Genomic DNA, 22,133 nt, shown 5'->3' with positions numbered 1-22,133 from the left:
TCCACACCAACTTCAGGTTGGAACAGAGCACTATTGCACTGTCAAACGTCCAAGCTCGGATTGACGGTGGCACAACTCGTTCTCATTGGCTGGCAAGCAGCCAGTGGCACCCAACGTTGGGTCTTGACAAAGCCTAGGAGTCGCTCTCGTCGGGATCGAGCGCCTCGCTGGCCGGACGGGAGCCGACCCGTTCAATGAACTCGTCCGACTCCATCGTCTCCTTCTCGAGGAGGAACTGGCTTACCTTCTCGAGCTGCTCGCGATGCTCGGAGAGGATGTGGACGGCGTCGTGGTACGACTGATCGAGGAGTCTCTTGATCTCTTCATCGATTTCGCGTGAGGTCTCTGGGCTGCACTGGCGTTGATAGGCGCCGTCGCCGAGGAATTCCGCTCCCTGCTTTTGGGCGACATGGTTGAGTCCGACCGACTCGCTCATGCCGTACATGCAGACCATCTGCTGGGCCATCGCGGTGGCCCGTTCGAGGTCGTTTTGGGCGCCGGTGGAAACCTCGCCGAAGACGACCTGTTCGGCCGCGCGACCACCGAGCAGTCCCTTGATCCGATCGACTAGCGCCGAGCGGGTCATGAGGAACTGATCGTCCGCGGCCACATGCATGGTGTAGCCGAGAGCCGCCTTGCCGCGCGGGACGATCGAGATTTTGTGTAGCGGGTCGGAGTGAGGAAGGAAATGGGCGACGAGGGCATGACCCGCTTCGTGGTAGGCGACGCGTTTGCGCTCTTCCTCGAGGAGCCGACGGCTGCGGCGTTCGGGGCCCGCGAGCACCTTTTCGACCGCTTCGAGCAAGTCGCCTTGCGTGATCGCCTCGTGGTTGAATCGAGCGGCGAGCAGCGCGGCCTCGTTCATCACGTTCGCCAGATCGGCACCGGAATAGCGCGGCGTGGCCTGCGCGACGCGGCGCAGATCGACATCCTCGGCGATCTTCTTGTTTCGGCTATGGACCTTGAGGATCGCTTCGCGACCATCGATATCGGGAGCATCGACGAGTACCTGGCGATCAAAGCGTCCGGGCCGCAAGAGGGCCGCATCGAGGACTTCCGGACGGTTGGTGGCCGCGAGAATGATCACCCCGACGTTGGCGTCGAAACCGTCCATCTCGACGAGTAACTGGTTGAGGGTCTGTTCCCGTTCGTCGTTGACGGCGCCGACATGCACACCACGCTGGCGGCCGATGGCGTCGAGCTCGTCAATAAAGATGATGCACGGGGCGTGGCGTTTGCCTTGCTGGAAGAGGTCGCGAACGCGGGCGGCGCCGACGCCGACGAACATCTCAACGAAGTCGCTACCGCTGAGTTGGAAGAAGGGAACGTTCGCCTCTCCCGCCACGGCGCGAGCGAGCAGCGTCTTGCCCGTGCCCGGCGGGCCGACCAGGAGCACGCCCTTGGGAATCTTCGCTCCCAGCAGTTCATAGCGTTCGGGATTGCTCAGGAAGTCGACCACTTCGGTCAGTTCGGCCTTGGCCTCGTCACAACCGGCGACATCCCCAAAGGTGACGCCCGTCTGCTGGTCGACCACCATGCGGGCTTTGCTCTGGGTGACGTTGAGCAACGATTGACCGGCCATCCCCATGCGGCGGATGAGAAAGGACCAGATGAGCAGCATCACGACGATGGGAAGGAGCCAGTACCAAAGGAAGTAGGTCAGGAAGCCGGTTCGCTCTCCCTCGAAGTCGACGCCCTGTTTCTCCAATTCCTCGACGAGCTGAGGATCGTCGACGCGGACGGTGACGAACTCGAACTCTCCCGGGACGACTTTCTTCCCGTCGAAGGTCTCTGATTGGGGGCTGATGCCGAAGATGCTGTCGGTCGATTTCTCCTTCGGCTTGGCGGCTGACTTGGTTTTGTCATCGGTCTTGGAGGCTGGTTTCTCGGATGCCTCTTTGGACGCTTCCTTGTCGGTGACGGATGACGTCTTCTCGGTCTTTTCCTTGGCGGTGGCCGGTAGATCGCGTGGTGGCTGCGGTTTTGTCGTGTTCTTGGCGGTCGACTTCGCTTCGTCGGCTTTGTTGGCTTCGTCGCCCTTGGCGGTCTTGTCGTCCTTGTTCTTCGTGGTGTCGCCGTCCGTCGATTTGTCGGCCGTCTTGGGGATGACGAGACCGAAGATCGTTTCGGGACGAATCTCCACCTTCGTCACTTCGCCCTTGGCGAGGTAGGCTTTGAACTGGCTGTAGGGGATTTCCTTGACTTGCATCTGGTGGAACGACTCTTGCCACCACCAAAGAAGCAGCAGGGTCGCGACCGCGTACCAGATCCAGAACCGCCAGTTGGGCGGAGTCTGATCGCCGCCAGCGTAGGGATTGGCGTCGCGTTTGGCATCCCCCTTGGAGTCCTTGGGCTTGGGTGGGCGGTTGTTGGTGCTACTTCGATTCGGGTCTGCCACGCTCTCGATCCCCTTGGCTGTCCGTTTGCCAGCGTTGGCTTATGAGTTTTTGCAACGCCGCCAATCGCCACTTGACGCAAGTTGCTGTCACCGCGACCGAAACGTCGTTTGAAGTGGACGCGGCTCGGCCCCGATCTGCCTCTTCATGGTGGCAATTCCCCGTCGTGAACGCGCTCTGGAACGTACAATGAGAACAGACGTCGCATTGGCGTCGCGCCACTCCGGGAGGTGGGTTGGGGCCCGTTTCTCATCGACACATCGAACGCCTCTCCGAGGGCCATGTCCATCCCAATGCCTGTCGGCGCTCTGATCCAGGGCCGGCTGTCCTAAAGAATGGGGGAATCCATGACCTCCGCGTTTCACGTCAGTCACGCCGCCGATGACACGCTGCTCGTCGAATTCGACGTTCCCGGCAGCAAGGTCAACACCTTGTCACGCGCCGTGCTCGCCGAACTCGCCCAACATCTTTCGCAACTGCGGGACCGCGACGATCTCGAGGGGTTGATCTTTCGGAGTCGCAAGCCGGGCCAGTTCATCGCCGGCGCCGACCTCCGCGAACTTGCGCAGCTTCCCCTCGCGACCCCCAAAGAGATCAAGGAGCTTACCTCCCTGGGGCAGTCGCTCTTCGACCAAATCAGCAAGCTCCCGTTCCCGACGATCGCGTTGATCGACGGCGCCTGCATGGGCGGCGGGACGGAACTCGTCCTCGCGTTTGACGAACGGATCGCCAGCAGCGACGGTGGAACGTCGATCGGACTGCCCGAGACAAAGCTGGGAATCCTCCCCGGGTGGGGAGGGACGCAGCGTCTGCCGCGGCTGATCGGTCCGCCCAAGGCGATCGAGATGATCTGCTCCGGCGACCCTGTCGACGCGGCGACCGCCGCCGAGTTGGGGATCGTTTTCGATGCGGTCCCTTCGGAGAGATTGCTCGACGAAGGACTTCGCGTCCTCGAGATGCTCCGGTCGAGTGACGAGTGGAAACAACGGCGGGAGGAAAGGCGTGGGCCGATTCGTCTCTGCCCCGACGCCGCCGCCTTCATGTTCGCCACCGCCGAAGGGGGAGTACTTCAGAAGACCAAGGGACAATTCCCGGCTCCCCTCGCGGCTCTGGGAGCGATCCGGGAAGGTGCTCAGGGCGATCTCGACCAAGGGTTCGCTGTCGAACGCGACGCCTTTCTCGGGCTGATCGAATCGCCCATCGCGGCCAATTTGATGGCGATCTTCTTCATGGACAAGCGGCTTCAACGAGACATCGGCGTGGATGCGGAAGGGGTCATTCCGGAGAAGGTTTCACGAGTCGGTGTCGTGGGGGCGGGGCTCATGGGCTCGGGGATCGCCGCCGCCTGTGCCCGCCGCGGATTGCCGACGACGATGGTCGATGTCGAGGAGAAAGCTCTCGGAGCTGGACTCGGCCGGATTCAGGAAGTGATCGCCAGTCGCATCCGCATTGGTCGGGCAACACCCGAGGACATGGCATCGGCCCTCGCGCTCCTGTCGACCTCGACCACCCCGGCCAATGTCGCCGGCAGTGATGTCGTGATCGAGGCCGTGGTGGAGCGGGAAGAGGTCAAACGCGAACTCTACCAACGGATGAAGCAGCACCTGGGGCCGAACACCATCCTCGCGAGCAATACCTCGACGATCGCGATCTCGACGCTGGCCGAATCGGCCCCGAGCCCCGAGCGGTTCGTCGGCATGCACTTTTTCAATCCGGTCGACCGGATGGCCTTGGTCGAAGTCATTCGCGGAAAGGAGACCTCGGACCAGACGGTCGCGACCATTGTCGCGTTGGCCAAGCGGATTAAGAAGACGCCGATCGTGGTCCGCGACTGTGCCGGCTTCCTCGTCAATCGTGTCCTGTTCCCCTATTTGAGCGAGGCGGTCTTGCTCTGGCTCGAAGGGGCGGCGATGGACGACGTCGACCGCTGCGCGACCTCCTTCGGGATGCCGATGGGGCCGTTCCTGTTGCACGATGTCGTGGGACTCGATACCGCGTTCTACGCGTCGGGCGTGATGAACCAGGCCTACCCCGACCGTTCGGTGAAGCTCGACGTCTTGGCCGACTTGGTCAAGGCGGGCCATCTTGGCCAGAAGACGGGACGCGGCTTCCGCAAGCATGAGGGAAGAAAACGAAAGCCCTCGGCCGATGCCGGTGTCGAAGCCATTCGCGAGCGGCACCAACTCGCTCAGAAGAGCTTCGCGCCCGAGGAAATGACCGATCGGCTCTTCCTCCCCATGTTGCTCGAGGCGACGCGGGCCCTGGAGGAGGAGATCGTTCGCGAACCGGGCGACGTCGACATGGGGCTCATTCTGGGAACCGGTTTCCCGCCGACCAAGGGGGGCATTCTCCGCTGGTGCGACACCGTCGGTGCCGGGGAGATCCTCGCTCGCGTGGAGCGTCTCGAAGGGCTTGGCAAGCGATTCGAGCCGACCGATACCCTACGCGAATTGGCACGGACGGGTGGCCGCTTTTACCCCTTGCCCAAGCGGAGCGGGTGATGGCCCCTCCGGGCACGATCCAAAGAGAGGAGCAGCGAAATGCGACATGCCGTCATCATCGACGCGATCCGGACGCCGATGGCTCGAGCGTCGGCGGAGAAGGGCTACTTCCGCGATGTGCGGGCTGATGAACTCTCCGCGGGGCTCGTTCGGCAACTCATGCGTCGGACTGGCGTCGATCCCAAGCTGGTCGAGGACATCCGTTGGGGATGCGTTCAGCAGCAAGGGGAGCAAGGCTTCGACATCGCCCGAGTGATCGGACTGATGGCCGACTTGCCGGTGGAAACGGGCGGCGTCACGATCAACCGCAACTGCGCTTCGAGTCTGCAAGCGATCAACGATGCCGCCATGAGCATCGCCGCCGGCTGTGAGGACGTGCAGATCTGCGGTGGCGTCGAGCACATGCAGCATATCCCGATGACCAAGGACTACGATCCGAGTCCGTTGCTCTTTCGTGGGCATGGAGAAGGGATCATGCACATGGGGCTGACGGCGGAGTATCTCGCCCGCAAGTATCGCATCGGCCGCGAACAACAGGACGCGTTCTCGTTGCGAAGTCATCAACTCGCCGGGGAGGCGACCGACAAGGGGGACTTCGAGAGCGAGATCGTTCCGACCTGGGGACGGGACGAAGATGGCCGCAAGGTCGAACTCCTCGTCGATCAGGGGATTCGCCGCGAAACGAGCATGGAGGCGCTCGGAGCGTTGCCGCCCGCGTTCGATCCGGCGTCGGGAACCGTGACTGCGGGGAGCAGTTCTCAGCTCAGCGTCGGTGCCGCGGCGCTGTTGGTCATGTCCGAGGATCGGGCGAAGGAACTGGGACTCAAGCCAATGGCTCGGATTCGGGCCATGGCGGTCGCGGGGGTCGCTCCCGAGGAGATGGGGATCGGCCCGGTGCCGGCGGTGACCAAGGCACTCAAGCGGGCGGGACTCACGCTCGACGACATGCAGGCGATCGAAATCAACGAGGCCTTCGCGGCTCAAGTCCTTTCGGTGCTCAAGCTCTTGGGCATCGACGAGGAACGCGTCAATCGTCGAGGAGGGGCGATCGCCCTGGGGCATCCCTTGGGGGCGACCGGGGCCCGGATCACGACGACGCTCTTGCACCGGTTGAAGGCCGAGGAGGCTCGATACGGCTTGGTCACGCTCTGCGTCGGCCAAGGGCAGGGCGTGGCCACCATCCTGGAAGCCTGCTAGTGCTCCGCTCCAACTTGAAGTTGGCGTTGGTGCAACTCCAACCCTTTGGCACTGGCTGACAAGCAGTTAGGGACGCCCCCAAAAGTCAGATGGACCAGTGCACTAGCAGTCCGTTGATCCAAGCGGGCAGCGAATAGATCAACGGGCTGCTAGGAGAGATCGAGCATCCGTTGCAAGGCGAGAAGGCCCTTTTCGGTCGTCTCCCCATCGACCTTGATGCGATTGACCACGACTCCGTCGACGAGGTTCTCCATCGCCCAACACAGATGGGGAAGATCGATCCGATACATCGTCGCGCACATGCACACCATGGGCGAGAGAAAGTGGATCGTCTGCTCGGGATGCTCCTGCTTGAGACGATTGACGAGATGAAGCTCGGTGCCAATCGCCCACTTCGAGCCGGCGGGGGCGGCAGCGACCGTGTTGATGATCCTCTCGGTACTGCCGATGATGTCCGCCCGGTCGACGACCTCCATCGGACATTCGGGATGAACCAGGATCTTCATCTCCGGATCACGGCCTCGAAAGAGATCGATGTGCTCCGGCTTGAACATCTGGTGAACGCTACACCAACCCTTCCACAAATAGACCGTCGTCTCGGCGAGTTCCCCTTCGTTGTTTCCGCCTAGGGGAAGCGCGGGGTCCCACACCTTCATCCGCGAGAGCGGGACGCCCATCGCTTTGGCGGTGTTGCGGCCGAGGTGTTGATCGGGGAAGAAGAGGACGCGCTTGCGTTGCCCGAACGCCCAACGGAGAACCCTCTCGGCATTGCCGCTGGTGCAGACGACACCGCCGTGACGTCCACAAAAGGCCTTGAGGGCGGCGGTGGAGTTGATGTACGTGACCGGCGTGATCTCGCTGGTGTCGACGACCTCGCCAAGCTCTTCCCAGCAGGCCTCGACTTGGTCGATGTCCGCCATGTCCGCCATCGAGCAACCGGCCGCCATGTCGGGAAGGATGACCTCGACGTCGTCGGCGGTCAGCATGTCGGCCGTTTCGGCCATGAAATGGACGCCGCAGAAGATGACGTGACGGCACGCCCGGCTCTCCGCCGCCAACTGGCTCAGCTTGAGGCTGTCGCCACGCAAATCGGCGAACTCAATCACCTCATCCTTTTGGTAGTGATGGCCGAGAACCAGCAGCGAGTCGCCGAGCCGCTCGCGAGCCGCGCCGATGCGCTCCCGCAAGTCCCCCTCGGGGACGCGGTGGTAAGGTTCCAATTGCCGCACGGCGGCGCCGTCGGGTTGAGCTAGGAGGTCGATCACCATGGTCGGTTGTCGTCTTCCGTGTTGTTGGGGGAGAAGGCCACGAACGCGCCCAGTCGCATGCTCTCGCTACCAAACACGCGCCCGTCAGCGGCAGGAAAGGAGGATTGGCCCGTCGCGCGGCCAATTTCGTCAGAGTCGAGAAAGCCGGTTTGCAGACCCCATTTCCTTGCACTCATAATAGGCACCATGGGGAATAGCTCCAAGGGGCCACTCCCGCGATGCTTGTGGAGCGAACCCGTGGGATTCTCCCTGCGGGTGAACGTCGCGCGGAGGCCATCCTGAGGCAACTCTCCCCGCCGTCAGCATCGTTCGTTCGCCGCTAGTTAGGATAGGACCAACACCATGAGTCATGCTCTCCTCTGCTGCTTGATGCTCGTCGCGACACTCCAGGCGGAGGAGGGGCCCCTGAGCGGTCGGGCTCGCGATGAGGCCTTGCGCCAGCGCATGACGGTCGACTGGAGCGAGCAGCCCGTTGAACGAGCGCTTCGCGGGTTGGCCAAGCAGCAAGGCCTCAATTTGGTGATCGATCGCCGCATCGATCGCGCCTGTCCGATCTACGGCAAACTCGAGAACCATCCGCTCGAGAAGGTTTTCGACATGGCGGCCCAGATCGCCGGTGGAAACGCCGTGCTCATTGGTGATGTCGTCTACATCGCTCCCGAACAAACCGCCGATCGAGCCGCGACCGCCGCCGCGTTGCTCGAGGAGGAGTTGCCCCGAAAGCTCGGCAACCTTCCCCGGGTCGATGTCCGTTGGGAACAAGGAGCGACGGTTGGTTCGAGAATCGAGCAGATCGTCAAGGATTCGGAGTTGCCCCTGACCGTGCCGTCGGGGCTCGAGGAGAAACTCGAGGGGGATGAAGTGAAAGACATCCTTCCTCTCGACGCATTGTTGGTCCTTCTCGCCCAGAACGATCGGACCCTCGAAGTGAGCAAGCAGAAGCTCGACATCGTCGATCTGCCGGAATCGCCCAACCTCGAGCGGCGGATCCGGTTGCCTCGAGGGCAGGCACGAGCACTGACGAAGCGCTATTCCCAGATGTTCCCAGGAGTCTTGTTGGAAGCGAAAGGCTCCACGCTGGTGGCGACGGGGTCATGGTTGCCGCTGCGTCAGCTTGAGACCCAAGTCGCAATCGACCGGGGGCCGGCACCTCGGAGCCGGGGAAGAAGGACGACACCCAGCGCAAGCGAGCGCATTCGGGTCTCGATGCGAAACACCACCCTGGAGAATTTCGCCCGGCAGTTGTCGAAAGTCGCGGAACGCGAGGTCGAACTGGACGAGAAGTCACTCGAGGCGGCGGGCATGAGTTCGCGGGACCGCATCTCCTACGTGGGAGAGGCGAACTCGGTCGAGGATCTCTTGCGGCTGGCGATTGGGAAGAAGTATGGGTACCAGGTGACGGACGAGAAGATCACGATCACAGCCCCCGCGAGGGGCCAATAGGGACAGCGGAGGCGGGTCGGAACGCTGGCAAAAACGCGAAACGCCCTCGGCTCACCACCGAGGGCGCGTTCGAACGTTTGGTTTCGCCACCGAGCACTAGGCTCCGTCTCAAAAGTCGGCTCTGGCTTCGGCTGGCTACGTTGCCGCGGGACTTTGTCGGTCTGCATCGACGAATCCAACGGATTCGCCTGTTTCGACCTCCTCGTCCCCCACCAACTCGCTGTGCCTCGGGCCGACGATCAACTTTTGAGACGAAGCCTAGTGGTCCGTTGATTCAAGCGGGCCAAGGCGAGAACGAGCCATGTTGGCCAAGATCAGGGAGGAAAAACGCAGGCGAATCGGTAGATTCGTCGAGGTTTTTCAACGCCGAGATTGGTCAAGAGAGCCGTTCGCAGCCGGCAGCGAATCGATCAACGGGCTGCTAGAAGTCTTGACCGTCGTTGGTCATCGGCTCGAGTTCCTTGGTGTTGCGTTCGACGGCCAAAATGATCGTCCGTTCCTCGGCGCCGTCGGCGGTTTGGGCGACCGCGGGGATGATCTGGCGTCCTTCGGGCAGCGCGAACCGCAGCGTGAAGGTACCGTCCTCCCGCAACTGGATCGGTTGGCCCTGCAGGGTGACCTTGGCGTTGTGAGCGCTGCGGCCGTAGACGATCAACTCGGCGTCCATGGAGAACTGGAACGACTCGCGTTCCTCGTAGGCCAACGCCCCGGAGCTGTAGTTGACCAAGCTGCCCGAACTCATGGGACGACGGAGACGCTCCTCGAAAAGATCCTTGAGGGCCGAACTCTGGGAGTCGGGGTTGTAACCACCCGACATCGCGTAGATGCGTTCGGCGTGCTCCTGAACGGAGGACCAATTCGCGTCGAGCTCATCGCTGACGGCGGCCTCGGGTGTCGTGACGACGTTCGAACGCGCCAGGGCCAGGAATCGACCGTTGCGCGTCAGGTAGCCGATGTCGATCCGGTAGGAATTGGGCGGATCTTGGACGTCGATGTACCAGTTGCTCACGCCGCCGTGAATGTCGATGTCACGAACATGTCGCTCGGCCGTGCCGGTGGTGTCTTCACTGCTGACATCGAGCAGTCGCAAGATCGGCTTGGCGCCGTACCAGTCCTTGCCGAGGGCCCGTTCGGTGCGAGCGACCGCCTGACGGGTCAGTTCCCAGTAGACGTGCAGCCAATAGGGATCGCGGACCATCGCGACGATGCGGTCGCGGCCGTATCCCTGGGGCATGTCCTTGGGGGCGTTGCGAGCCAAGTCGCGGGTCGGGACGCCGGCACAGTATTTCGAGCGACCGACTTGTTGCTCGAGGGAAGTGCTGGCACCGTTGGTCCGGCGGGCGGCCGCGGTGACGACGTCACTTGACTTCTTGCGACGTTTGGCCGTCCGTTTGCCGGGCTCCTTGGCCGCGGCGGCCGGCTTTTTGGCCGGTGGTGGCGACTTTCGCTGCCGCTTCGCCAAGCTCTCGGCGAGTTCTTCCTTCGACATGGCGCTCGCTCCCGAGAGACCTTGCTGACGGGCGAGTGACAGTAGCTCCTTCTTCGTCCGACCCGATAGGTCGGTCGTCGAGGAGTTGGTCGCTCGCTCCGCGGCGGGCCGGGCGCCTTTCGATGGAGTCGACGGCTTCGACGAAGAGGCAGCCGAGTTCGACCGTCGTCGCGACTTGCTAACAACCGCGGTTAGCGCCTCGACAAGCTGCTTCTTCGTTTGTTTATGAATGCCATGTAACTCGTGAGTCTTGGCGAGCTCAACGAGCTCAGCCTTGGATTTGTTCTCGAGCTCATCATAGGTCATTGCGGGGCTCCGACCGGCAATGTAACTGTTTCGGAGGGCGACACATGGGTGCTCGTGCTCAAGCGACCGACCCCACGGCGCGCTCGAAGGTCACCAGCAGCTTGCTGAACGTCTTCCTTGACCGTTACTGAGATCAAAAAGGTGGAGGCCCAACCCTGACATCCATGACATTACGGGTTGGATGCTGTCCGGTTGCCCTGATGTGTCTCTTCTACTGGTCGCGGCGACCCACCGGCGAATGATCCATTCACCGTAAGAAGGTTGGTCGCGGAACCTCTTGAAGGGAGTTTGATTCGTGACCGCCAGACTGTTCGAAATAGTAACAACTGGGTGTCCAAACTGTCAACGCGAAATTGTCACTTCGGCCTTGCATTCGTCGCCAGCGTTGCATTGGGAATAGACACGATCCCTTCGCCTTGCCACGACATCTCAGCTTGCCACCGGCCAAGAGGTGTTCGCGTGTCCACCTTCTGGGCAAGCTCGGCGAGCGTGGTCGAGTTTGCGGGCCCTTCCGGAGTTTGAGAAAAAATTCACAAGACCCATTTGACATCCCTTCCTGGGAGGCATAGCAAGTCCATGGGTTCCGTGGGCCTAGTGACGGAGAGGTGGCACGGCCGGAAAAACGGATGGGGATAACGAGCGAGCCGAGTCGGTCCGCAAACAAGGCGGCATGGCTTACCTCGCCCACGCCTCGCAGTTCACCGGCGAGTTGGTCGCCTACATCTTGCTCGGGCTCTGGATCGACCATGTCGCCGGGACGAGTCCCTGGGTCTTGGTCGGAGGGTGTGTCGTTGGCGGCGCAGCCTCGCTCTATCACTTGATTCGCAACGTCACCGTCTCTCCTCGCCAGGGAGACCTACCACCAAAGCAACAACGGGATGATTCCTGACGGAAGACTGCCAACCGATTGTTCGTTCACGCGGTGGAGCCTTGCGCTGCCAGCGCTAGGCGTGATCGCGCTGGTGGTCTGGGTTCTGGGTGGGGGCTCGGAACTCGTTCGTTTGCTCGCCGCGGTGTTTGTTTGCCTTCCGATGCTCCTTGTGACGATGGTGCTGACCTACATCGCGGCGCCGCGAGGTCCGCTGTGGCAGATGGCGGCTTCCTTGGGAGCGATGTTCGCTCGCATGGTTTTCGCGCTGTCGGCGACGATCTTTCTCTTGTTTCTCGCTCCCGAGGAGTTTCGTTCTCTTAGTTTTGTCGCCTGGTTGGTCGTGACTTATATGCTGACTCTGGCCGTGGAAGTTGCTTGGATGCTCTATCTCTTCCGCGACGCACGGGGCCAGTTGGCTCTCTCAACAGTGGACGAGCGGTAACCGAAGGAACTGCGATGGCCGGTGAAGGCTCACAGGTAAATCCGATGGAACACTCGCTGGATAGCGATGAGTTCCATTTTCCTGGAAACAGCGCGTTCAACGTCCACGAGTGGACGTCCGAGAAGGTCTTCGGCGGTCCCGATGTCGATCTCTACTTCCCCGGTCTGACCAAGTTCATGTTCATCGAACTGGTCGTCGCCGGTCTGATGCTCTTGCTCATGTTCGTGGTGGGATGGAATCTTCGCCGCAACGGCTATGCCAAGGGATGGCTCGCCAACTTGATCGAAGCGATGATGGGGTACGTTCGCGACAATATCGCGCGGGTCACCATCGGGCACGACGCCGATAAGCACGTTCCCTACCTCTGGTCCCTCTTCTTCTTTATCTTGGGCATGAATCTCTTCGGGATGATCCCTTGGATGGGTTCCCCGACCGGAGCGCTCGGCTGTACTTTCGGCTTGGCGGCGTGCACGTTCATTTACATTCACACCAGTGGCATCATCGCCAAGGGTCCGGTCGGCTACGTGGCGGGAATCGTCCCGAAAGTGCCGTGGCCGGTCTACTTTATCCTCGGTCCGGTCGAAGCCATTGGTCACACCGTCAAGCCGATCATGCTTGCCTTTCGTCTCTTCGTCAACATGATGGCGGGGCACACCGTGTTGTTCGTGATTCTCGGGTTCATCGAGATGACGGGCGCGAGCCTGATGAATCTGTTGGTGACGCCCGCGTCGGTGTTGGGTACGGTGGCGATCAGTTTGCTGGAACTGTTCGTCGCTTTTCTTCAAGCGTACATCTTTACCTTCCTGTCGAGTCTGTTCATCGGTGACGCGGTGAGTCATCACCACTAAGCCGAGCGTCGAAGGGACTCTTGTCGGGAAGTGTTGGTTTCTTCAGGGTAAAGAATTTTTCCCGGTCGTCAGTGTCGACGATCGGACGTCCGTTAAGGAGCGGTCAGAATGTCGAGAGCATGGGGAATCTTTCTCGTTGTCGCGGTCGTCGTCTTGGCGATGGCTACCCCCGCGATGGCCCAGGAATCAGTTGAGGAAGGCGGCTTCGCCGGCTTGGTCAAGAGCACCGCGTTCGGTGCCGGCATCGGTGCCGCCCTCACGATCGTGGGAGCCGCTTACGGCATCTCGACGATCGGCGCTCGCGCGGTCGAGAGCATGGCGCGCCAGCCGGAAGTGGCGGCGCAGATCTCGACGGCGATGATCATCGCGGCGGCTCTGATCGAAGGTGTTACCTTCTTCGCCTTGATCGTCTGTATCTTGATCGCCCTCTCCTAAGGCGTTGGGTAGTTCTGGCACGATGGTGGCCAACATGTTTCTTTCCGACACTTTGCCGAACCGCGGGTCGCTCGGTCGACTCTCGATCCGCGGGATCGTGATGGCGCTCCTGCTGTTCGGGGCCTCGCCCGCCCTGGCCGCGGAGACGGAGCACCCTCCCGAAGAGGGAGTTGCCGCCGAGCATGGCGGCGCTGCCGAGGAAAGTGGCGAGGGCCACGGTTCGGCCGGACACCAGCGGACGTTGCACGGCAAGCCCCATCTGCCCATGCTCGGGGAGATGACGGAGTTTCTCGATCCCAGCCCGTACCTCTTCGTGTGGACGGTGCTGATCTTCATCGTGCTCAACCTCATCCTGGGGCCACTGGTCTGGAAGCCGGTGCTCCGCACGATGAACGAGCGCGAGCAAAAGATCGCCGACGCGGCGTCGTCGGCGGAACGGGTCCGGGCCGAAGCGCAGCGGTTGCTGGACGAGCAAGAGGACATACTTGGAAAGGCGCACGAGCAAGCACGCGAGCTCTTGGAGCAAGCCCGTGAAAAGGCGGCTCACGAGAGCGATGCGTTGCTCGCCGAAGCTCGGGCATCGACCGAGAAGGCTCAGCAAGAGGCCCGCGAGGAGATCGAATCCCAGAAAACGACCGCCCTTGGCGAGATTCGGGATTCTGCCTCGCGATTGGCCGCGGGAATGGCTGGGAAGCTGATCGGTCAGGACATCAATCCCGATGAGTATCAGCACTTGGTCGGGGAGGGCGACTCTTGATGCTCTTCGCAAGTAGCGGCGGTGGCGACTACCTCCTGGCGCTCGACTTGGCCCTGTGGTCAGGTGTCGTCTTCGTGATCCTCGCCTGTCTGCTCGGCTCGACGGCCGTCAATCCCATCCTCGACGCTCTCAAGCGACGTCAAACGCAAACCGAGGCGAGTCTCCACCAAGCGGAATTGGCGGAGGCGGAAACCAAGCGGCTCATGGCGGAACTCCGACGTCGACAGGCGTTGGCCCGCGACGAGGCGGCGGAACTTCTCGCTGAAGCGCAGCTTGACGCCGAACAAATGCACAAGGAGTTCCTCGAACGTGCCCAAGCGGAAGCCGATCGGATGAGCAATCGTTCGCAGCGGGAAATCCGTTTGGCCGAGCAGGCCGCGATCGCCGAATTGTGGGGAACGACCGCGAGCTTGGCAACCGAGACGGCGGAGAAGATCTTGCAAGCCAAGCTCTCTCACGATGACCAACGGCGTCTGATCGCCGAGGCGATCACCGACATTGGACAGTCCGAAGGGAGGGTGGCGTGAGCGACTTCGCTTCCAAGCAGCCCAGTCCCGAGGAGTTGCAACTCGCTAAGGTCTACGCCAAGGCGGTCTGGGAACTCGCGGTCAAGGATGGCATCGCCCAGGACTTCCACGAGGAGTTTCAATCCCTCGTTCATGACGTCCTGGACAAGCATCCCAACCTCGACATCTTTTTTCAAACCACCTCGATCAGTCGTCAACGACGCTGGGAGTTGGTGGAAAAGGTCTTCGCCGAGCAGGCCAGTCCACTGCTGCTCAACTTTCTGCGCACCCTCAACGAGAATGATCGCTTGGGGATCGTCCGGGCGATCTTGATTCGCCTGGAGGAGTTGTGGAACGAAAGTCAGGGGCGCGTTCCGGTCGAGGTTCGCTCGGCGGTCCCGCTCGACGACGATCAAGAGCAAGAGCTGAGGCAGATGGTTCAGGCCAAGTTCGGCTTTGAACCCGATCTCAAGGTGGAAGTCGATCCCGAACTTCTGGGTGGGCTCGTCTTCCGCGTCGGCGATACGGTCTACGACCGTTCCGTCCGCACGAACATGAAAGAGTTACGCGAACGAATCCTGACGAGACACGCACATGAGATTCAAGGCGGATGAGATCTCCTCGATCGTCCAACGGGAGATCGAGCAGTACAAAACGCATCTCGACGTCGCCGAAGTCGGCACCGTGATGGAAGTCGGTGACGGCATCGCTCGGGTCTTTGGGCTCAACAGCGCCATGGCCGGGGAGATGGTCGAGTTCGACGACGGGCACGCGACCCGCGGACTTTGCTTCAACCTCGAAGAGAACTCCGTGAGCATCATCGTCCTCGGTGAGGACTCCCACATTCGGGAAGGGATGACGGTCAAGGCTCTCGGAGCTCTCCTCGAAGTCCCGGTCGGCGAGGCGATGGTCGGTCGCGTCGTCAACGCGATCGGCGAGCCGCTCGACGGCAAGGGGCCGATCTCGACCCCGCATCGCCGCGCCCTGGAGTCGAACGCTCCCGGCGTCGCCGAACGGCAACCGGTTAAGGTCCCGTTGCAAACCGGTATCAAGGCTATCGACGCCATGACGCCGATCGGTCGCGGTCAACGTGAGTTGATCATTGGTGACCGAAAAACGGGCAAGACGACGATCGCGATTGACACGATCATCAACCAAAAGGGTAAGGACTGCATCTGCGTCTACGTCGCGGTCGGTCAGAAGGAGTCCTCGGTCGCCCAGGTGATCGAGGTGCTTCAGAGCCACGGCGCGATGGACTACACGATCGTGGTTGTCGCCGGATCGTCCGACCCCGCTCCACTACAGTACTTCGCTCCCTACGCCGGGGCGGCGATGGCCGAGTACTTCATGTACGAAAAGGGTCAGGATACCCTCTGTGTCTATGACGACCTCTCGAAGCAGGCGGCCGCCTACCGGCAAATGTCGCTACTCGTGCGTCGTCCGCCGGGACGTGAAGCCTATCCGGGTGACATCTTCTATTGCCACTCGCGCCTTCTTGAGCGGGCGGCGAAGCTCTCCGCCGAACTCGGCGGCGGTTCGATGACCGCGCTTCCCATCGTCGAAACGCTCGAAGGTGAGGTCTCCGCGTACATCCCGACCAACGTGATCTCGATCACCGACGGTCAGATCTACCTGGTGCCGGACCTCTTCTTCGCCGGTGTTCGTCCGGCGATCGACGTCGGTATCTCGGTTTCGCGCGTCGGCGGCAACGCCCAGATTGGGGCGATGAAGAAGGTCTCCGGTAGTTTGCGACTCGACATGGCGGCCTTCCGCTCGCTCGAAGCGTTCGCCCAATTGGGTACCGACCTCGACAAAGCGACGCAGAGCCAACTCGATCGTGGCTACCGCATGGTCGAGTTGCTCAAGCAGCCGCAGTATCAGCCGCTCGACATCTTTGATCAGGTCATGGTCATCTTCGCCGGTACGCGTGGCTACCTCGACACCGTTGATCGCAACGAAGTCCACCGTTGGGAAGAAGAGTTCATCAAGTTCATGCGTGATGAAGAAGTCGAGGCACGCAAACTGCTTGAGAACCAGAAGAAGATCACCGACGAGGTCGAAACGGCCCTGAAGGCCTCTTGCGAGAAGTTCTCCAAGCGATGGGTGCATGCCCACACTTCGGAGACGCAGACCGTGGGTTCGTAGCGCGAGCGAATAAAGAGACATGGCAAAGACTCGGGCGATTGTCAAACGCCGTAAGGCGATCCGCAACATCCGCAAGATCACGCGGACGATGGAACTGATCGCGACCGCTCGCTTCAAGAAGGCGATGGATCGCGCCAGCCAGGCGGAAGCTTACACGCGCAAGATCGGTGAGCTTGTCGCCGACCTCAGTCGTTCGGGGGCCGCCGCCGATCACCCGCTGCTTGAGGAGCATCCCAAGACCGAGAAATCGGTCCTGTTAACGCTCACCTCCAATCGGGGCCTTTGCGGTGGGTACAACGCTAATGTTCTGCGTTCGGCGACGGCTGAGTACCGCCAGTTGACCGAGTCGCATTCGGTCGACTTGGAGGTCGCGGGCAAGCGGGGAATCGGCTACTTCACGCATCAGCAGATTCCGATGACGCAGCGCTACCTCCAGTTCGACGACAAGCCGGCCTTCGACGAAGTCGAGCCGATCGCCGAACGCTTGATGGCCGACTACATCGAGCATCGCATCGACCGGCTCGATGTCGCGTACACGCGTTTTATTAGTGCGGGACGCCAGCAAGCGGAAGTCGTCACGCTCTTGCCGATGTCCGCGATTGACGAGGAAGAGGAACCGTCGGAGCTTGAGAAGGTGGTGGCTGGCAAGGGCGCCGTCGAGTACGAGTTCCTTCCCTCGGCGGAAGACATTCTCGCGGAGTTGGTGCCGGCGTCGTTCAAGGCCCAACTCTTCAAGTGTTTTCTCGATGCGGCCGTCAGCGAGCAGATCTCGCGGATGGTGGCGATGAAGGGAGCGACCGAAAACGCCGACTCCCTGATCAAACGACTGACGATGAGATACAACCGGGCCAGACAGTCGCAGATTACCAGCGAGTTGTCCGAGATTATCGGCACGGCCGAGGCCCTTAAGTAGCGCCGCCGCGCGACGAGGACAAGTGCCACGGGCCTCGAGAGAGGCGACGCGTCAATAACGCAACCCAACGACCAGCGAGCGAGAACGAGATGGCAACGGCAGTTCAACACGGCAAGGTAGTTCAGGTGATCGGCTCGACCTTCGACGCCGAGTTCGAGGAAGGTCACCTCCCGCAGATCTACAACGCCGTCAAAGTCGACACCGACACGAAGAATGGTCACCTCTCCCTCGTCGGCGAGGTTCACCAGCATCTCGGTGGCAACCGCGTCCGCTGCATCGCTCTCGGTTCGACCGATGGCTTGGCACGCGGCATGGAGGTCGTCGACACCGGGGCCGCGGTTCACGTCCCGGTGGGTCACGAAACGCTCGGCCGAGTCTTCAACATGCTCGGCGAGACGATCGACGGTGGCGAGCCCATCAAGGCCGACGAGTACCGCAACATCCACGCGGAACCCCCGGCTCTCGTCGACCTCGCCTCCTCGACTGAACTCTTCGAAACCGGCATCAAGATTGTCGACCTCCTCGTTCCGTTCGTTCGGGGTGGTAAGGCGGGTCTCTTCGGCGGTGCCGGTCTCGGCAAGACGGTCATCCTGACCGAGCTTATCTCCCGCATCGCGAAGCAGCACGGTGGTTTCTCCGTCTTCGCGGGCGTCGGCGAGCGGACTCGTGAAGGCAACGACCTCTGGCTCGAAATGCAAGAGGCGATGTTCAAGGACGACTCGGGCGAGGAGCGGAGCGTCATCTCCAAGACCGCCATGGTCTTCGGTCAGATGAACGAGCCGCCGGGAGCCCGTCTGCGTGCCGCGCTCACTGGGCTGACGATGGCCGAGTGGTTCCGCGATAGCACCGGGGCCGACACGCTCCTCTTCATCGACAACATTTTCCGCTTCTCGCAAGCCGGCTCGGAAGTCTCCGCCCTTTTGGGCCGGATGCCGAGTGCGGTCGGTTACCAACCGACTCTGGCGACCGAAATGGGCCATCTTCAAGAGCGAATCACGTCGACGTCGAAGGGTGCCATCACCTCGGTCCAGGCGGTCTACGTGCCGGCCGACGACCCGACCGACCCGGCTCCGGCCAACACCTTCACCCACCTCGACGCGTTCATTTACCTCGAGCGGTCGATCTCGGAAAAGGGTATCTACCCGGCCATCGACCCGCTCGCTTCGAGCAGCCGCGTCTTGGCTCCCGATATCGTCGGCGAGGAACACTACAACGTCGCCTTCGCGGTGCAGAAGATCCTGCAACGTTACCGCGAACTTCAGGACATCATCGCGATTCTGGGTGTCGACGAGTTGAACGAAGAGGACAAGCAGATCGTTCACCGCGCCCGCCGCATCGAACGCTTCCTGTCGCAGCCCTTCTTCGTCGCGGAAGTCTTCACTGGCTTCCCCGGCAAGTACACCCCGCTGGCCGACACGATCCGAAGCTTCAAGGAGATCTGCGAGGGCAAGTGGGATCATCTGCCCGAAGCGGCCTTCATGTACGTCGGCTCCGTTGAGGAAGCGGAAGAGAAGGCCAAGAAGATCCACGGAGACTAAGCGGCATGGCTCGCGTTCAGTGCGTGGTTGTCACGCCCGAAAAGATTGTCCTCGAGCGCGAAGCGGCGTTCGTCGCGTTTCCCGCCTTCGATGGTGAAGTCGGCGTCTATCCCAATCGCGCTCCGTTGGTCGCTCGGCTTGGTCCGGGAGAGCTACGGATCCGCGACAAGGACGGCACGACCGATCGCTACTACGTCGACGGCGGGTTCGGTCAGGTCCGCTCCAACGTCGTGACCATCCTCACGTCCCGGGCGATCAAGGTCGAGGATCTCGACGCCGAAGACGTCAACAAGCACTTGGCCGAAGTCAACGCCGAAGTCGCCACCACCGAGGAGGCGATGACCATGAAGGCCAAGGAGCTCACGCGAGCTCGCAGCCAGCTTCGCCTCATCAAGCGGGTCAACTGATTCCCGCTTGAGTTCTCCTTCCCCGCGCCCGCGAGTCCGGGCGCGTTTCCTCCCTGTCGATCGTTGCTTGCGTGAGCGCTCGAGACTACACTCGGGCCCTTGGGGGCAATCTTCCATCCTCTCAACCCAAGCGTCGATGATCGTTCGATGGCAAGGGCACAAGGGGAGTAGATGTATCGAGGGAATCCGTGATGCGATTGATCGGGACCGGCGCGATGGGCGTGCTCTTTGTCTTGGCGGGACTCCTCCTTGGGGTGCGAGTCGCCTTCGCCGCGCCAGAGCATCCGAACGTCATCATCATCTTCTGCGACGATCTGGGCTACAACGACATCGGTCCGTTCGGATCGACCAAACACCGCACGCCGAATCTCGATCGCATGGCGAAGCAGGGACGTCGCTTCACCGACTTCTACGTCAGTAGTGGTGTCTGTTCGCCGTCACGCTCGTCGCTGATGACCGGCTGCTACCCGAGACGAGTCGGACTGCACCTCAATGATGAGGGGAAGTGGGTCCTCTTTCCCGGCAACAAACGGGGCCTGAACCCCGAAGAGATCACGATCGCCGACCTCCTCAAGCCGCTCGGTTACGCCACCGCGTGCGTCGGCAAGTGGCACCTCGGCGACCAACCGGAGTTCCTACCGACCCGGCAAGGCTTCGACACCTATTTCGGCATTCCCTTCTCGAATGACATGGGACTCTGGAAGCCGGAACGGGGCTATCCGCCGCTGCCGTTGATGCGGCAAGAGAAGGTGATCGAGACCGAACCCGATCAGGGGGAACTCACCAAACGCTACACCGAGGAAGCGGTTCGCTTCATCGGTGAGCGCAAGGACGGGCCCTTCTTTCTCTACTTTCCGCACACGATGCCCCACGCGCCGCAGGCCGCGTCGAAGGACTTTCTCGGCAAGTCCGCCAATGGTCGTTGGGGCGACGCGGTCGAGGAGATCGATTGGTCGACCGGCGTCCTCTTGGACACGCTCGAGAAGCTCGACATCGCCGATCGGACGCTGGTGATCTTCACCTCCGACAATGGGGGAGCGGTCCGTTGGGGAGCGAGCAACAAGCCGCTGCGTGGCGGGAAGGGGGGAACCTGGGAAGGGGGCCATCGGGTGCCGATGATCGCGTGGTGGCCGGGGGAGATTCCCGCCGGGACGACGTGCTCGGAGATGGCCACGACGATGGACCTGCTGCCGACGATCGCCGACCTCACCGGGGCGATGATGCCGTCGGACCGAATCATCGATGGCAAGGACATCTGGCCACTCTTGGCGGGCAAGCCGGGCGCGAAGACGCCGCACGAGGCCTACTTCTACTACTACCGCGACCAGCTCGACGCGGTTCGCAGCGGTGACTGGAAGCTCTTCGTCAACCGGGGAAATAAGATGCGTGCGAAGCCGATGCCGGCCGAACTCTACCACCTGCGCGACGACATCGGCGAGACCACCAACGTCGCGGCCAAGCATCCCGACGTTGTCGCTCAACTGAAGTCGTTGCTCGACCAGTGCCGCCAAGACCTCGGTGACGGCGCGCGTGAGGGAGAGGGCACGCGAAAGCCGGGTCATGTCGAGGACGCCAAGACGTTGACGTCGCACTGAACCGATGAACTGGCGAGTGGCCGGACTCGCTCATCGACGAACCGCTCCGCGACCAACTGTTTCGCCCTCGATCGTCTACTTCTTCGCCTTGTCCTTCGCCGGCGCCGGCTTGCGGACGCTCACCGCGAGACTCTTTCCGTCGGGGGCGAAGGCGAAATCGGTGAGATGGGCCTCGGGGTCTTGGCCTTTCAGTCGCTCCGGCGCCGATGGCTTGTCGGCGTCGAGCGAGTAGAGTTGCGTCACCTTCCGCTCCGGATCACGGCGACTCACGAGGACGCGCTTCCCGTCGGGGCTCCAGCCCATGCCGCTGGCGGCCTTCCCCTTGAGCAGCGTGACATAGTCCTGACTCGGTGACTCCGCGTTGACAACGCCGATCTCCTGCTGGCCGTCTTGGCCAATCGCCCGGTAGACAATCCGCTTGCTGTCGGGTGACCAGCAGATGTTCCAGTAGATTCCCCGGTAGGGCGACTGGGCTTCGTCGAAGAGAAAGCGGCGGTCCCCCTCGACGAGATCGAAGACGATGATGTTCGCCCCGCTGCTGCCGTATTTCGTGTACGCGATGCTCTTGCCGTCGGGTGACCAGTCGGCGCTCCAGCCCGATTCGTCCAAGAGAACGAGTTCCTTCTCAGGATCCTCGGCGTTCATGACCCAGACGCCCCGGTTGGGCGAATATCGCGAAAAGGCGATCCGCTTGCCACGCGGCGAAAAGCTGGGCATCGCCCCGTCGATCAGGACACGCGGGTTCTTCCCATTGGCATCGACGATGACGATTTGCGAGTCGCTGTTGGTTTCGCCGTACTGCGGCTGCCAGGCGTCGAACGCGACGCGCGTGCCGTCCCGTGACCACGCGGGCGAGCCCTGAAAGCGGAACTCCGGCAGGTCGGCGAGCGGTTTCGGATCGGAGCCATCCGGATCGGTGAGATGGATGAGGGTCGTGGGAGTCTCTCTCTTCTCTTGGGCAAGAGGGCTTCCCGTCACGACGAGCGCCATCCCGACGGCCAGCAGCGGCAGCCAGCCACCAGGCGAGCAATGACCATCTCGTGTCACCATGATGCTCCTTCCAAGGTTGGACATCG

At 61.8% G+C, this 22,133-nt stretch carries 19 protein-coding genes; 15 read left to right on the top strand and 4 right to left on the bottom strand.

Going from position 1 to position 22,133, the window contains the following annotated elements:
• Positions 1–133 precede the first annotated feature (133 nt).
• Positions 134–2,398, bottom strand: a complete 2,265-nt coding sequence (gene ftsH / locus Pan216_RS19575; RefSeq protein WP_145260545.1) for an ATP-dependent zinc metalloprotease FtsH — start codon at positions 2,396–2,398, stop codon at positions 134–136.
• A gap of 345 nt (positions 2,399–2,743) precedes the next feature.
• On the opposite strand from ftsH, the gene Pan216_RS19570 reads away from it, so the two are divergent.
• Positions 2,744–4,897, top strand: a complete 2,154-nt coding sequence (locus Pan216_RS19570) for a 3-hydroxyacyl-CoA dehydrogenase NAD-binding domain-containing protein (RefSeq protein ID WP_145260543.1) — start codon at positions 2,744–2,746, stop codon at positions 4,895–4,897.
• Positions 4,898–4,936: 39 nt separating this feature from the next.
• Positions 4,937–6,094: an acetyl-CoA C-acyltransferase gene (locus tag Pan216_RS19565; RefSeq protein ID WP_145260540.1), complete on the top strand. Its 1,158-nt coding sequence runs from the start codon at positions 4,937–4,939 to the stop codon at positions 6,092–6,094.
• 149 nt (positions 6,095–6,243) lie between these two features.
• Here Pan216_RS19565 and nadA read toward each other — a convergent pair whose 3' ends face one another.
• Positions 6,244–7,362, bottom strand: coding sequence for a quinolinate synthase NadA (nadA, locus tag Pan216_RS19560; RefSeq protein ID WP_145260538.1), 1,119 nt, complete (start codon positions 7,360–7,362; stop codon positions 6,244–6,246).
• Positions 7,363–7,704: 342 nt separating this feature from the next.
• On the opposite strand from nadA, the gene Pan216_RS19555 reads away from it, so the two are divergent.
• Entirely contained in the window at positions 7,705–8,805 is a 1,101-nt protein-coding gene (locus tag Pan216_RS19555; protein WP_145260536.1) for a hypothetical protein, read from the top strand.
• Between the two features lie 421 nt (positions 8,806–9,226).
• Here the strand turns inward: Pan216_RS19555 and Pan216_RS19550 are convergent, their stop codons facing one another.
• Positions 9,227–10,600 (bottom strand): DUF4912 domain-containing protein, encoded by a 1,374-nt coding sequence (locus Pan216_RS19550; protein WP_419192751.1) that lies wholly within the window; start codon positions 10,598–10,600, stop codon positions 9,227–9,229.
• Positions 10,601–11,270: 670 nt separating this feature from the next.
• Here Pan216_RS19550 and Pan216_RS19545 point away from each other — a divergent pair.
• From Pan216_RS19545 to Pan216_RS19490, 12 genes are all read left to right on the top strand, one after another.
• Positions 11,271–11,489: an AtpZ/AtpI family protein gene (locus Pan216_RS19545; protein WP_145260534.1), complete on the top strand. Its 219-nt coding sequence runs from the start codon at positions 11,271–11,273 to the stop codon at positions 11,487–11,489.
• A gap of 73 nt (positions 11,490–11,562) precedes the next feature.
• Positions 11,563–11,913 carry a hypothetical protein gene (locus Pan216_RS19540; protein WP_145260532.1) on the top strand — a complete coding sequence of 117 codons (351 nt, stop codon included), beginning with the start codon at positions 11,563–11,565 and terminating at the stop codon, positions 11,911–11,913.
• A gap of 44 nt (positions 11,914–11,957) precedes the next feature.
• Positions 11,958–12,761, top strand: coding sequence for a F0F1 ATP synthase subunit A (gene atpB / locus Pan216_RS19535; protein WP_419192750.1), 804 nt, complete (start codon positions 11,958–11,960; stop codon positions 12,759–12,761).
• A 108-nt stretch (positions 12,762–12,869) separates the two neighbouring features.
• Complete coding sequence (atpE, locus tag Pan216_RS19530) at positions 12,870–13,196, top strand: ATP synthase F0 subunit C (protein ID WP_145260523.1); 327 nt, start codon at positions 12,870–12,872, stop codon at positions 13,194–13,196.
• 34 nt (positions 13,197–13,230) lie between these two features.
• Positions 13,231–13,953, top strand: coding sequence for a F0F1 ATP synthase subunit B (gene atpF / locus Pan216_RS19525; RefSeq protein WP_145260521.1), 723 nt, complete (start codon positions 13,231–13,233; stop codon positions 13,951–13,953).
• Entirely contained in the window at positions 13,953–14,480 is a 528-nt protein-coding gene (gene atpF / locus Pan216_RS19520) for a F0F1 ATP synthase subunit B (RefSeq protein ID WP_419193690.1), read from the top strand. Before atpF (Pan216_RS19525) ends, atpF (Pan216_RS19520) begins: the two co-directional genes overlap by 1 nt.
• The gene (gene atpH / locus Pan216_RS19515; protein ID WP_145260517.1) at positions 14,477–15,073 is read left to right on the top strand and encodes an ATP synthase F1 subunit delta; all 597 of its coding nucleotides are present in this window, start codon (positions 14,477–14,479) and stop codon (positions 15,071–15,073) included. Before atpF (Pan216_RS19520) ends, atpH begins: the two co-directional genes overlap by 4 nt.
• On the top strand, positions 15,054–16,604 hold the full coding sequence (atpA, locus tag Pan216_RS19510; RefSeq protein ID WP_145260515.1) for a F0F1 ATP synthase subunit alpha: 1,551 nt from the start codon (positions 15,054–15,056) through the stop codon (positions 16,602–16,604). Before atpH ends, atpA begins: the two co-directional genes overlap by 20 nt.
• Before the next feature lie 19 nt (positions 16,605–16,623).
• The gene (gene atpG, locus Pan216_RS19505) at positions 16,624–17,517 is read left to right on the top strand and encodes an ATP synthase F1 subunit gamma (RefSeq protein ID WP_145260514.1); all 894 of its coding nucleotides are present in this window, start codon (positions 16,624–16,626) and stop codon (positions 17,515–17,517) included.
• 89 nt (positions 17,518–17,606) lie between these two features.
• Positions 17,607–19,055: a F0F1 ATP synthase subunit beta gene (gene atpD, locus Pan216_RS19500; RefSeq protein WP_145260512.1), complete on the top strand. Its 1,449-nt coding sequence runs from the start codon at positions 17,607–17,609 to the stop codon at positions 19,053–19,055.
• A gap of 5 nt (positions 19,056–19,060) precedes the next feature.
• Entirely contained in the window at positions 19,061–19,462 is a 402-nt protein-coding gene (gene atpC, locus Pan216_RS19495) for an ATP synthase F1 subunit epsilon (protein WP_145260510.1), read from the top strand.
• Between the two features lie 191 nt (positions 19,463–19,653).
• Complete coding sequence (locus tag Pan216_RS19490) at positions 19,654–21,057, top strand: sulfatase family protein (protein ID WP_419192749.1); 1,404 nt, start codon at positions 19,654–19,656, stop codon at positions 21,055–21,057.
• Between the two features lie 75 nt (positions 21,058–21,132).
• Here the strand turns inward: Pan216_RS19490 and Pan216_RS19485 are convergent, their stop codons facing one another.
• A complete protein-coding gene (locus tag Pan216_RS19485) occupies positions 21,133–22,107 on the bottom strand; it encodes a TolB family protein (RefSeq protein ID WP_419192748.1) in 975 nt (324 codons plus the stop codon).
• Positions 22,108–22,133 lie beyond the last annotated feature (26 nt).

Source organism: Kolteria novifilia (genome assembly GCA_007748055.1).
GTDB lineage: Bacteria > Planctomycetota > Planctomycetia > Kolteriales > Kolteriaceae > Kolteria > Kolteria novifilia.
Note: the sequence above shows the minus strand (reverse complement) of the source record. Positions and strands in the feature narration are given on the sequence as shown.